Below are 12,758 nucleotides of genomic sequence, written 5' to 3' on the forward strand. Positions count from 1 at the left end.
GAAGAAATGTCATCACTCAGTAAAGAAGCGGCACTGGTTCATGAAGCGCTGGTTGCGCGTGGTCTCGAAACCCCGCTGCGCCCGCCCGTGCAAGAGATGGATAACGAAACACGCAAACGTCTTATCTCTGGCCATATGACCGAGATTATGCAATTGCTCAATCTCGATTTGAGCGATGACAGTCTGATGGAAACTCCGCATCGCATTGCGAAAATGTATGTCGATGAGATTTTCTCCGGCCTCGATTACGCCAACTTCCCGAAAATCACCGTCATTGAAAACAAAATGAAGGTGGACGAGATGGTCACGGTTCGCGATATCACGCTGACCAGCACCTGCGAACACCACTTTGTCACTATCGATGGCAAAGCGACGGTGGCGTATATTCCGAAAGATTCGGTCATTGGTCTGTCGAAGATTAACCGCATTGTGCAGTTCTTTGCGCAGCGTCCGCAGGTACAGGAACGTCTGACCCAGCAAATTCTCACCGCGCTGCAAACGCTGCTCGGGACGAATAATGTGGCGGTATCGATTGATGCGGTGCATTACTGTGTGAAAGCGCGCGGCATTCGCGATGCGACTAGTGCGACCACCACCACTTCTCTTGGCGGATTGTTTAAGTCCAGCCAGAACACGCGTCAGGAATTTCTGCGCGCAGTACGTCATCACAACTGATTAGGACAGGAACCATGGAGCGTAATGTCACGCTGGATTTTATTCGTGGCGTTGCCATTCTTGGTATCCTGCTTCTCAATATTAGCGCCTTTGGCTTGCCGAAGGCGGCATATCTCAACCCCGCCTGGTATGGCGACATTACCTTATCTGACGCCTGGACCTGGGCGCTGCTCGATCTCTTCGCGCAGGTAAAATTCCTCACGCTGTTTGCTCTGCTGTTTGGTGCTGGTCTGCAAATGCTGCTCCCGCGTGGTAAACGCTGGATCCAGTCGCGGCTTACGTTGCTGGTGCTGTTGGGATTTATTCACGGTTTACTCTTCTGGGATGGCGATATCCTGCTGGCATATGGCTTGATCGGCCTGATTTGCTGGCGGCTGATCCGGGATGCGCCGTCGGTGAAAAGCTTGTTTAACACCGGCGTGGTGCTTTATTTGGCGGGCGTTGGTGTATTGCTGCTGTTGGGTGTGATCTCCGGGAGCGAAACCAGCCGGGCCTGGACGCCGGATGCTTCAGCGCTGCTGTATGAAAAATACTGGAAAGTGAACGGCGGAATGGAAGCAATCAGCAATCGCGTGGATATGATGTCCAATAGCTTGCTGGCGTTAGGCGCGCAATATGGCTGGCAACTGGCGGGGATGATGCTGCTCGGCGCGGCATTAATGCGTAGCGGCTGGCTAAAAGGGCAGTACAGTTTGCAGCATTATCGACGCACTGGCGTTTTGCTGGTTATTATCGGCATGGCGATTAACCTGCCTGCTATCATCGCTCAGTGGCATCTGGACTGGGCCTACCGCTGGTGTGCCTTCCTGTTACAAGCCCCGCGAGAGCTGGGGGCGCCTTTGCAAACCATTGGTTATGCTGCGCTGATGTTTGGTTTCTGGCCGCAGCTTAGTCGCTTCAAATGGGTCATTGCTATCGCCTGTGTGGGGCGCATGGCATTAACCAACTATCTGTTACAAACCTTAATCTGCACCACGTTGTTTTATCAGGCCGGTTTATTTATGAAATTTGACCGGCTGGAGCTGCTGTTTTTCGTCATCCCGGTCTGGGCGATTAACTTACTTTTCTCTGTCATATGGCTGCGTTTTTACCGCCAGGGCCCGGTGGAATGGCTGTGGCGTCAATTAACCCTGCGTGCTGCGGGGACATCATTACCGCGAACATCCAGATAACGATCTGGATCACATTCATTAACAAAATGGATGTAAGCGCTTTCATTCCTGTGACATCACTCACGCAGTCCGTTTCATTGTGCTGACAAAATACCCAGCCTGGGGTGTCTGCGGGCAGCCGCAATCTAAAACAGGGCAGTGAATATGGTAACCATTCGTGATGTGGCACGGCAGTCTGGCGTTTCTGTAGCGACCGTTTCCCGCGTACTGAACAACAGTGCGCTGGTGAGTCCCGATACGCGTGAAGCGGTAATGAAGGCAGTCACTCAGCTTGGCTATCGACCTAATGCCAACGCACAAGCACTGGCGACGCAGGTAAGCGACACGATTGGCGTTGTCGTCATGGATGTATCAGATGCGTTTTTTGGCGCGCTGGTAAAAGCCGTGGATATGGTTGCCCAGCAGCATCAGAAGTATGTCCTGATTGGCAACAGCTACCATGAGGCGGAAAAAGAACGTCATGCCATTGAGGTGTTGATTCGCCAACGTTGTAACGCGCTGATTGTACACTCTAAAGCACTGAGCGATCGGGAACTGGCCGAGTTTATGGATCAAATCCCCGGCATGGTACTGATCAACCGCCTTGTTCCTGGCTACGCCCACCGTTGCGTCTGCCTGGATAACATCAGCGGTGCCAAAATGGCTACCCGAATGCTGCTAAATAATGGTCATCAACGCATCGGTTATCTGGCATCAAGCCACCGTATTGAAGATGACGCCATGCGCAAAGAAGGGTGGTTAACTGCCCTGAAAGAGCAGGGGATTGTTGCGGCAGAAAGCTGGGTCGGCACTGGTTCGCCCGATATGCAGGGCGGAGAGTCCGCGATGGTGGAATTGCTGGGGCGTAACTTACAACTGACGGCGGTCTTTGCTTACAACGACAATATGGCAGCCGGCGCGCTGACTGCGCTAAAAGATAACGGCATCGCTATTCCATTACACCTTTCTATCATTGGCTTCGATGATATTCCCATCGCGCGTTACACCGATCCGCAGCTAACCACTGTGCGCTATCCCATTGCCTCAATGGCAAAAATGGCGACGGAGCTTGCGCTACAGGGTGCGGCTGGCACGTTGGATCTGCAGGCGTCGCATTGTTTTATGCCAACGCTGGTGCGTCGTCATTCAGTCGCGCTGCGGCAGAATGCGGCACCGATCACTAACTCATAACGTTGCGCGATGTAACCGCTTTCAATATGTGAGTAAATTCACAGTATATTAACAATGCGATAGCTATGATGACACTGTTTGTTGCGCTGTAACTACTATGTAACGGTGAATAATCACTTTCATCGAGGTATAGGTGCCTTAAACAAAAATTAAAGCCTGTTTTTGGAGCGTTGCCAGACACGGAAGAAATATTTTTTAAAAGTGAGCTTCGGCGTTCAGTAACACTTCAGTAACGTTCTGCCTGCCGAGCATTTATCTCAAGTACTACCCTGCATAATAAAACCGGAGATACCATGAATAAGAAGGTGTTGACCCTGTCTGCTGTAATGGCAAGCATGTTATTCGGCGCGGCTGCGCACGCTGCTGATACCCGCATTGGTGTGACTATCTATAAGTATGACGATAACTTTATGTCTGTAGTACGTAAGGCTATTGAAAAAGATGCCAAAGCGGCACCAGATGTACAGCTGCTGATGAACGACTCGCAGAACGACCAGTCCAAACAAAACGATCAGATCGACGTGCTGCTGGCAAAAGGCGTTAAAGCACTGGCGATTAACCTGGTTGACCCGGCAGCTGCTGGCACGGTCATTGAAAAAGCACGCGGACAGAACGTACCGATCGTATTCTTCAATAAAGAACCTTCTCGTAAAGCGCTGGACAGCTATGACAAAGCGTATTACGTCGGTACCGACTCTAAAGAGTCCGGCATTATTCAGGGTGATTTGATTGCCAAACACTGGGCAGCTAACCCGAACTGGGACCTGAACAAAGACGGCAAAATTCAGTTTGTTCTGCTGAAAGGCGAACCGGGACACCCGGATGCTGAAGCACGTACCACTTACGTGATTAAAGAGCTGAACGACAAAGGCATTAAAACTGAGCAGCTGCAGTTAGATACTGCAATGTGGGATACCGCTCAGGCGAAAGATAAGATGGATGCGTGGATGTCTGGTCCAAACGCGAACAAAATTGAAGTGGTTATCGCTAACAACGATGCGATGGCAATGGGTGCAGTTGAAGCGCTGAAAGCGCACAACAAAACCAGCGTACCAGTATTTGGTGTGGATGCGCTGCCTGAAGCGCTGGCTCTGGTGAAATCTGGCGCCATGGCCGGTACCGTGCTGAACGATGCCAACAACCAGGCGAAAGCCACCTTCGATCTGGCGAAAAACCTGGCTGACGGTAAAGGTGCGGCAGATGGCACTAACTGGAAAATTGAGAACAAGATTGTTCGCGTTCCGTACGTAGGTGTCGATAAAGATAATCTGGCAGAGTTCACCAACAAATAAATACTCCGTATGTGGGCGCAATTTCATTGCGCCCTTAATAACGCACTCTGCAAGGCCAACAAGGTATAATTATGGTCAGCACACATACTCAGTCGTCAGGCGAATACTTGTTGGAAATGACCGGCATCAACAAGTCCTTCCCCGGCGTTAAGGCGCTTGATAATGTCAATTTAAAAGTCCGCCCGCATTCTATTCACGCCCTCATGGGAGAGAATGGCGCGGGGAAATCAACATTATTGAAATGTCTTTTCGGCATCTATCAAAAAGATTCCGGCAGTATTTTATTTCAGGGTAAAGAAATCGATTTTCATTCTGCTAAAGAAGCGCTTGAAAATGGTATTTCGATGGTACACCAGGAATTAAACCTGGTATTACAACGTTCTGTAATGGACAACATGTGGCTGGGACGCTATCCCACCAAAGGCATGTTTGTCGATCAGGAAAAAATGTACCGCGATACCAAAGCGATATTTGATGAACTGGATATTGATATCGATCCGCGTGCGCGTGTCGGCACATTATCAGTTTCACAAATGCAGATGATTGAAATTGCGAAAGCATTCTCCTATGACGCCAAAATCGTCATCATGGATGAGCCAACTTCATCGTTAACCGAAAAAGAAGTTAACCATCTGTTCACCATCATCCGTAAGCTGAAAGAGCGTGGATGCGGTATTGTTTATATCTCTCACAAAATGGAAGAAATCTTCCAGCTGTGCGATGAAATTACCGTTCTGCGCGATGGCCAGTGGATTGCGACCCAGCCGCTGGAAGGGCTGGATATGGATAAGATCATCGCCATGATGGTCGGACGTTCACTGAACCAACGTTTTCCGGATAAAGAAAACAAACCTGGTGAAGTCATTCTGCAAGTGCGTAACCTGACCTCGCTGCGCCAGCCGTCGATTCGTGATATCTCGTTTGATTTGCACAAAGGGGAGATTCTTGGGATTGCAGGTCTGGTAGGCGCAAAACGCACGGATATCGTTGAAACGCTTTTTGGTATTCGTGAGAAATCATCAGGTACGATTACGCTACACGGCAAAAAAATTAATAACCACAGTGCAAATGAAGCCATCAACCATGGTTTTGCACTGGTCACGGAAGAGCGCCGTTCAACCGGTATTTATGCGTATCTGGACATTGGTTTTAACTCGTTAATTTCCAATATCCAAAACTATAAAAACAAAGTTGGTCTGTTGGATAATTCCCGCATGAAGAGTGATACCCAGTGGGTAATTGACTCCATGAGGGTAAAAACACCGGGTCATCGTACGCAAATCGGTTCACTTTCTGGTGGTAATCAGCAAAAAGTGGTTATTGGTCGTTGGTTATTAACGCAGCCAGAAATTCTGATGCTGGATGAACCGACGCGTGGAATCGATGTTGGTGCGAAATTTGAAATTTATCAGTTGATTGCCGAACTCGCGAAAAAGGATAAGGGGATTATTATTATTTCCTCTGAAATGCCGGAGCTGCTGGGTATTACCGATCGTATTCTGGTGATGAGCAATGGTCTCGTTGCTGGAATTGTTGACACTAAAACAACAACGCAAAACGAAATCCTCCGTCTTGCGTCTTTGCACCTTTAAGATTAGGGGCTCCTCATGAGTGCGTTAAATAAGAAAAGTTTTCTTACTTACCTGAAAGAAGGCGGAATTTACGTTGTTCTTTTGGTTTTGCTGGCGATTATTATTTTCCAGGATCCCACTTTCTTAAGCTTACTGAACCTGAGTAATATTCTCACGCAATCCTCGGTGCGTATTATTATCGCATTGGGTGTGGCTGGACTGATTGTTACCCAAGGGACCGACCTGTCGGCGGGGCGTCAGGTTGGCCTGGCGGCAGTGGTGGCGGCAACTCTGTTGCAGTCGATGGAGAATGCCAACAAGGTGTTCCCGGAAATGGCGACGATGCCGATCATTGTAGTGGTGCTGATTGTCTGCGTGATTGGCGCCATTATCGGTCTGGTGAACGGTATTATCATTGCTTATCTGAACGTAACGCCGTTTATTACCACACTGGGTACGATGATTATCGTTTACGGGATCAACTCCCTGTACTACGACTTCGTCGGTGCATCGCCAATTTCTGGCTTTGACAGTGGATTCTCAACCTTTGCGCAGGGCTTTATTGCACTGGGCAGTTTCCGACTCTCCTACATCACTTTCTATGCGCTGATTGCGGTGGCTTTTGTGTGGGTGCTGTGGAACAAGACCCGCTTCGGTAAAAACATTTTCGCCATCGGCGGAAACCCGGAAGCTGCGAAAGTGTCCGGTGTAAACGTTGCGCTGAACCTGCTGATTATCTATGCGTTGTCTGGCGTGTTCTATGCCTTCGGTGGTTTGCTGGAAGCAGGGCGTATCGGCTCAGCGACCAACAACCTCGGCTTTATGTATGAGCTGGATGCGATTGCGGCGTGCGTGGTTGGCGGCGTGTCGTTCAGCGGCGGGGTAGGTACCGTGTTTGGCGTAGTGACCGGTGTGATTATCTTCACCGTCATCAACTACGGTTTGACCTACATCGGCGTGAACCCGTACTGGCAGTATATTATCAAAGGCGGCATTATCATCTTCGCGGTCGCGCTGGACTCACTGAAGTACGCGCGTAAGAAGTAATCTGGGAAGAGAAAAATAAAACCGGTGCAGAGGCATTCTGCATCGGTTTTTTTATTTGATAAAGAGTAACCAGATACCAGTGAACAGTGCACCAATGGCCATACCGAAATAAACGATGATATAGCTCCAGTAAGTGCTGGGTTCTTTAGCGCGAGAAATGATCATTGGCGTCTGCGAACCTTTCACGGTTTTCTCGACGATACCGGAACGCAGTCCCTTCAGGCCTTCTCTGCACGTCCAGAGAACAATCATCAGTACGCCAATAACGATAAAGATCGTTTTTCCTTCCATGCTTATTTTCCTTGTTTCTTTTGTAATTCGAGTAATTGTTCAGGCGTGACCGCCGGATACCCCTGCGCATCGTCCGGTACCTGATGCATGGTAGGGATGGGCACCAGTGGGCCTAAAAAACGAGGCTCACGTTTGAAAATGTAGAGATCGGCGAGTGCGCCAAAACGGGCACCAAATTCACGTACCCGCACGGTGAGCATATCTTTTGGCGAAGGCACCGCATAGCACTGAGCCTGAATACCCATATGCAGCGCAATAAACAAGGCGCGCTCACAGTGGAATCGTTGAGTAATAATGATGAAATCGTTGGTATCGAATACTTTACGCGTACGCACGATGGAGTCGAGCGTGCGGAACCCGGCGTAATCAAGCACGATGTCAGCGGGATCAACGCCTGCGGCAATCAGATCCTTACGCATCGTCATGGGTTCGTTGTAGCTTTGCTGGGCATTGTCGCCGCTTAACAGCAGATAGTTTACCTTCCCGCTGTTATAGGCGTTCAATGCGCCCTGAATGCGGTAGCGGTAATACTGATTGATGACGCCGGTGCGGTAATACTTCGCCGTGCCCAGAACCACACCGACCTGGCGGTAGGGTAAATCCTGCAGTTCGTCGTAAATGTAGGGAGCAGTCTTCCAGCTCATCCAGCGATCGAGTCCAAGCACAGTCAAAAGCAGCAAGCCTAACAGGACTAACAGGCTGTAAAACACGCGCTTTAACATGCAGAAAACTCGTTATTTGGATGGAATTTCAATCAGGCTACTGTACCGGAAGACGTAGCGCAAGAAACAGCAGTCTGATTGAGGGGATTTTAGGCATTCTGCATAGTGCCGGATGGCGGTGTAAACACCTTATCCGGCCTACGAACTGGCGTTATTGAGTCGATTAACCCAGGAGAACGCGCTCAATATTATTGCAGCCCAGTGCTTTCAGCGTGGCGGAGGTCGCATCCCACTGAATCAACGGCGCGTCGGCTTTTTCAGCCAGCACGGCGCGTTGGATATCTGGATAATCATAACCGTTCAGATTCAACAGGTTTAACGCGCCCTGCAGCGGTGGCAGGGTCGGGTTAAAGGCGGCATTTTCAGCATAGCTGCCGCTAAAAATACGGCCATCTTTACACTCCAGCGCCATGCCGCTTGGGGATTTGCTGTACGGCATATGACATCTGTTGGCAGCAGTGATTGCCGCTTGGGTCAACGCATCGCCCTGCAGCGCGAAGCCGTGATCCTGCTCGTCCATCAGCAGCGTTTTAATCTCCAGATCTTTCGGGCCGAAGGCATCTGGCAGGTAATCACGCAGCACGTGTGGCGCACGTCCCGGCAGATGAATCCGTAAATCCAGTCCGCTGTTCAGTTCGTTCATAAACTGGCGACAGTGGCCGCACGGCGTGTAGTTGACGGTGATGGCGGCGAGCCCTTTTTCACCGCGCAGCCAGGCATGGCTGATAGCGCTTTGCTCGGCATGAACAGTTTGCTGCATGGTCGCGCCCAGGAACTCCATGTTCCCACCGAAGTACCAGTTGCCGCTGATGCCGCGAGAAATTGCCCCAACGTTGAAGTTGGACAGCGGAGTACGTGCGCAGGCCGCAGCCAGCGGCAGCAGAGCGAATGCCAGCGCGTCTTCGTCCAGTCCCGATTCGCGTTTTAGCAAAGAGACCTGCTCAGCAGTCAGCATGGCGGGGAAATGTGCATCCGCCAGAACAGGGGCCAGGGCTGATTGCAAGTTATCCGCGAGTTGGGCAAAAGCAGTTTGAAAACGTGGATGCATGGCGATGCCTCATAACAATGTAATGGAATCGTAGTTTACGGGCCTGTTATGGCTTTATATGTGATCCAAATCTCATTGTGTATGCAACTTATGAAACTTAAATGAAAAATGTGCAACGCATCGCAAATAAATAGCTAAAAAATGAAGATTAACCCACCACTGCCAGAATAATCGGGAACAGGAACGGGGCAACCAGTGAGGTAATAATGCCGCAGATGACCAGCGCCAGTGAGCTAAACGCACCTTCCTGATAGTCCAGTTCCGCACAGCGTGCGGTGCCCAGGGCGTGCGACGCGGTGCCCATTGCCAGCCCACGAGCGGCCTTAGTGCGGATACGCATGGCATTGAGTAACGTATGACCAAATACCGCCCCGAGAATGCCGACAAAAATGACGCATACGGCGCTGATCGCCGGAATGCCGCCAATACTGCCTCCCACGGCCATAGCGATAGGCGTGGTGACCGATTTTGGCATGATAGACGCGGCAATTTGCGGCGATGCGCCCATCAACAAGGCGATTGTTGTACCTGTTACCATCGCCACAACGCTCCCGGCAAAACAGATAGCAATGATTGATTTCCAGCGGGCGCGAATCTGGTGCAACTGTTCGTATAACGGATAGGCCAGCGCGACCACGGCAGGTTGCAGCAAATCGTTCAGCACTTCGCTGCCTTTGAAATAGTGATCGTAGGGAATACCTGTCAGCAGCAGAATGGGAATAATCACCACCATGGCAACAAGCAGCGGATTCAGCAAAGGCATTTTAAAGCGAGCTGCCAGCTTACGTGCGCCAAAAAATACCGCCAGCGTAAGAGGTAACGACCACCAGATATACGACATCATTTTTTTGCTTTAGCCTCTTTTTGCCCAACGATTTTGCGCTCACCGTGCACAATGTGCGAGCTCCAGCTCACCACCAGGAAAACGACCAGCGTACTGATGGTACAAGACACCACCACCGGACCAAATTGCGCGCGCAGCAGGTCAAAGTACTGCATGATCCCCACGCCAATCGGGACAAACAACAGGGCCATATAGCGAATCAGCACGTAGCAGCCGGGGTTAACCCATTTTGCCGGTAACACCTGCAAAGCCAGTAAGACAAACAGAATCAGCATGCCGATAATGCTGCCCGGAATGGTGATAGGGAGTAGCGATGCAAGAAAAATACCTGCATAGAGGCAGGCATAAATCAGGACGAATGCGCGCAAATATTGCCAGATAACGTTCAGTGCTTTGCTCATAGTTGAAACCCTTGACGAGACTGATTCATCATACAATTAAACTTAAAAACGTGCTACCGATCACATCATGAATTCTAAGCATAGAGGAAATAGATATCTGGAACATCGGGCGATGGCCCTAACTCTCCGCGCTAAACTTGTGCCAGGTAGAACAGAAAACGATTCAGGGCGGTAGTAGGCGTTTCGTTGTTGCGCCAGAATACGCCGACGCTGCCTTTTTGTTCAATCTTCGGCAGATTCAGGATAGCCAGTTGTCCCTGGGCGGCATACCGTTGTGCCAGCCGTAGAGAAAGAATAGAGATCATGTCGCTACTTTGCAGCAGGTTGGTACTGACGTTGATTGATGCCGATTCAATGATGTTTTCCGGCAACATTACGCCGTTATCAACCAGCGCGTTATCAATGCTTATCCGGATAGGGGTTCCTGTCGGCCAGACAATCCAGCGCCAGTTAGCCAGATCGTGCCAGGTGAGCAGGGGATATTTTGCTAAGGGATGGTCGGGGCGGGCGACGAAACAGACCGGCTCGGTATACAGCACTTGATAATTGAGCGGCAACTGAAGCGCCCGACCGCCGACGCGACCGACGACGACATCCACCGAACCCGCGAGCAGATCGTGCAGCAGCGGGGTCATCACTTTCTCTTCAATATTAAGATGCAGGGTTGGCAGTTCTGTGAGCAAACCCAGTATTGCCTGTGAAACACAGTCGGTCGCTACCGGCGAGCAGCCAATCTTCAGACTCCCTACAAGGCCGCCTTGCTTAAAACGGGCGATTTCATACTGCGAACGCTCCATATCATTGATCAGGCGTTGGGCATGTTGCAGTAGCAACTTGCCGCCTTCGGAAGGACGCAAGCCTTTACTGTGACGTTCAAAGAGCGTGATGCCAATCTCATCTTCGAGCTGTGATAACCATTTCGACAACGCGGGCTGGGTGATATTCATCATCCGGGCGACGTGCGTCAGATTTCCCTGTTCGCCCAGCGCGATAAGCGTTTGCAGGTGTTGCAACTTCAGTTTCTGCGCCCAGTTTGCCATTTGCTATAACCTCCAGGTTATGCCTCTGCATGAAAAGCCATTGTACATTTCATCTCCAAACATACAAAGTCGCAACATACCTAAAACAAAACAGACATCTACTCTACCTGCACTGAGGCATTCACTATGACTCAACAACGTGATCTACAAGCACTGATCGATTCCGCCCCCGTCGGTAAGACCCAGTGGCGCGTTATCATCTGCTGTTTTCTGGTTGTCATGCTCGACGGATTTGATACCGCGGCGATTGGTTTTATCGCACCCGATATTCGCACTCACTGGCAGCTGACTGCTGGCGATCTGGCACCGCTGTTTGGCGCTGGTCTGCTGGGGCTGACCGCTGGCGCGCTGCTCTGTGGCCCGCTGTCCGACCGTTTTGGCCGCAAACGAGTGATAGAACTCTGCGTGGCGCTGTTCGGCGCGCTAAGTCTAATTTCGGCTTTTTCACCCGATCTGCAAACGCTGGTTATTTTGCGCTTTCTTACCGGCTTAGGGCTGGGCGGGGCAATGCCGAATACCATTACTATGACTTCGGAATACCTGCCCGCGCGTCGGCGTGGCGCACTGGTCACCATGATGTTCTGTGGCTTTACTCTGGGATCGGCAATGGGCGGTATCGTCAGCGCACAGCTGGTGCCGGTGATTGGTTGGCACGGCATTCTGGTGCTGGGAGGCGTTCTGCCGCTAATGCTGTTTGTTGCTCTGCTGTTTGCGCTACCGGAATCCCCGCGCTGGCAGGTTCGTCGTCAACTGCCGCAAAACGTGATTGCCAGAACCGTTAGCGCCATCACCCGGGAATGTTATGACAATACCCATTTTTATCTCAACGAAGGTGCCGCGATAGCTAAAGGCAGCATTCGCCAGCTGTTCGTTGGGCGACAGCTGCCTATTACTCTGATGCTATGGGTAGTGTTCTTTATGAGCCTGCTGATTATTTATCTGCTCTCCAGCTGGATGCCAACGCTGCTTAACCATCGTGGAATTGATCTGCAGCATGCCTCCTGGGTAACTGCCGCCTTCCAGATTGGAGGAACGCTGGGGGCACTGGCGCTGGGCGTGCTGATGGACAAATACAATCCTTTCCGCGTGCTGGCCGTGAGTTATGCGCTGGGCGCAGTGTGCATCGTCATGATTGGCCTGAGCGAAAACGGTCTGTGGCTGATGGCACTGGCTATTTTTGGCACCGGCATCGGCATCAGCGGTTCTCAGGTTGGTCTTAATGCGTTAACCGCCACGCTTTATCCGACACAAAGCCGGGCGACGGGCGTCAGCTGGTCTAATGCAGTGGGGCGCTGCGGCGCGATTGTCGGCTCGCTTTCCGGCGGGGTGATGATGGCGATGAATTTCTCATTCGATAACCTGTTTTTCATTATTGCCGTCCCGGCGGCCATCAGCGCGGTAATGCTTACGCTGCTGACGGTTGTTATCCGCCAGTCGGCCTCTGCCTCAAATACTCTGCCACGCGCAGGTGTTGTGAATGAATAA

13 protein-coding genes are annotated in these 12,758 nt (G+C 51.0%); 7 read left to right on the forward strand and 6 right to left on the reverse strand.

Features of this window, described 5'->3' with window-relative positions; genetic code table 11:
* Window positions 1–6: 6 nt before the first annotated feature.
* The 6 genes from folE to mglC all read left to right on the forward strand — a co-directional run bounded on the left by folE (window position 7) and on the right by mglC (window position 6,927).
* Window positions 7–675, forward strand: a complete 669-nt coding sequence (gene folE, locus GHC22_RS08025) for a GTP cyclohydrolase I FolE (protein WP_003027410.1) — start codon at window positions 7–9, stop codon at window positions 673–675.
* A gap of 14 nt (window positions 676–689) precedes the next feature.
* A complete protein-coding gene (gene yeiB / locus GHC22_RS08030; RefSeq protein ID WP_048215912.1) occupies window positions 690–1,847 on the forward strand; it encodes a DUF418 domain-containing protein YeiB in 1,158 nt (385 codons plus the stop codon).
* Window positions 1,848–1,991: 144 nt separating this feature from the next.
* On the forward strand, window positions 1,992–3,017 hold the full coding sequence (galS, locus tag GHC22_RS08035) for an HTH-type transcriptional regulator GalS (RefSeq protein ID WP_153752623.1): 1,026 nt from the start codon (window positions 1,992–1,994) through the stop codon (window positions 3,015–3,017).
* Between the two features lie 293 nt (window positions 3,018–3,310).
* Window positions 3,311–4,309: a galactose/glucose ABC transporter substrate-binding protein MglB gene (mglB, locus tag GHC22_RS08040; RefSeq protein ID WP_003027399.1), complete on the forward strand. Its 999-nt coding sequence runs from the start codon at window positions 3,311–3,313 to the stop codon at window positions 4,307–4,309.
* 71 nt (window positions 4,310–4,380) lie between these two features.
* Window positions 4,381–5,901: a galactose/methyl galactoside ABC transporter ATP-binding protein MglA gene (gene mglA / locus GHC22_RS08045; protein ID WP_003027396.1), complete on the forward strand. Its 1,521-nt coding sequence runs from the start codon at window positions 4,381–4,383 to the stop codon at window positions 5,899–5,901.
* Between the two features lie 15 nt (window positions 5,902–5,916).
* Complete coding sequence (mglC, locus tag GHC22_RS08050; protein WP_003027393.1) at window positions 5,917–6,927, forward strand: galactose/methyl galactoside ABC transporter permease MglC; 1,011 nt, start codon at window positions 5,917–5,919, stop codon at window positions 6,925–6,927.
* A 51-nt stretch (window positions 6,928–6,978) separates the two neighbouring features.
* Here mglC and GHC22_RS08055 read toward each other — a convergent pair whose 3' ends face one another.
* From GHC22_RS08055 to GHC22_RS08080, 6 genes are all read right to left on the reverse strand, one after another.
* The gene (locus GHC22_RS08055; RefSeq protein ID WP_003834502.1) at window positions 6,979–7,218 is read right to left on the reverse strand and encodes a DUF2542 family protein; all 240 of its coding nucleotides are present in this window, start codon (window positions 7,216–7,218) and stop codon (window positions 6,979–6,981) included.
* A gap of 2 nt (window positions 7,219–7,220) precedes the next feature.
* Window positions 7,221–7,940 (reverse strand): outer membrane permeability protein SanA, encoded by a 720-nt coding sequence (gene sanA, locus GHC22_RS08060; RefSeq protein WP_003027383.1) that lies wholly within the window; start codon window positions 7,938–7,940, stop codon window positions 7,221–7,223.
* A 163-nt stretch (window positions 7,941–8,103) separates the two neighbouring features.
* Window positions 8,104–8,988 (reverse strand): cytidine deaminase, encoded by an 885-nt coding sequence (gene cdd / locus GHC22_RS08065; RefSeq protein ID WP_153752625.1) that lies wholly within the window; start codon window positions 8,986–8,988, stop codon window positions 8,104–8,106.
* A 148-nt stretch (window positions 8,989–9,136) separates the two neighbouring features.
* Window positions 9,137–9,832, reverse strand: a complete 696-nt coding sequence (locus tag GHC22_RS08070; RefSeq protein ID WP_003027380.1) for a CidB/LrgB family autolysis modulator — start codon at window positions 9,830–9,832, stop codon at window positions 9,137–9,139.
* Window positions 9,829–10,233, reverse strand: coding sequence for a CidA/LrgA family protein (locus GHC22_RS08075; protein WP_003834497.1), 405 nt, complete (start codon window positions 10,231–10,233; stop codon window positions 9,829–9,831). Before GHC22_RS08075 ends, GHC22_RS08070 begins: the two co-directional genes overlap by 4 nt.
* A 131-nt stretch (window positions 10,234–10,364) precedes the next feature.
* Window positions 10,365–11,273 (reverse strand): LysR substrate-binding domain-containing protein, encoded by a 909-nt coding sequence (locus GHC22_RS08080; RefSeq protein ID WP_153752627.1) that lies wholly within the window; start codon window positions 11,271–11,273, stop codon window positions 10,365–10,367.
* Between the two features lie 126 nt (window positions 11,274–11,399).
* On the opposite strand from GHC22_RS08080, the gene GHC22_RS08085 reads away from it, so the two are divergent.
* Entirely contained in the window at window positions 11,400–12,758 is a 1,359-nt protein-coding gene (locus GHC22_RS08085; protein ID WP_071444685.1) for an aromatic acid/H+ symport family MFS transporter, read from the forward strand.

Origin of the sequence: Citrobacter sp. H12-3-2 (genome assembly GCF_009649895.1) — a bacterium.
Lineage (GTDB): Bacteria > Pseudomonadota > Gammaproteobacteria > Enterobacterales > Enterobacteriaceae > Citrobacter > Citrobacter portucalensis.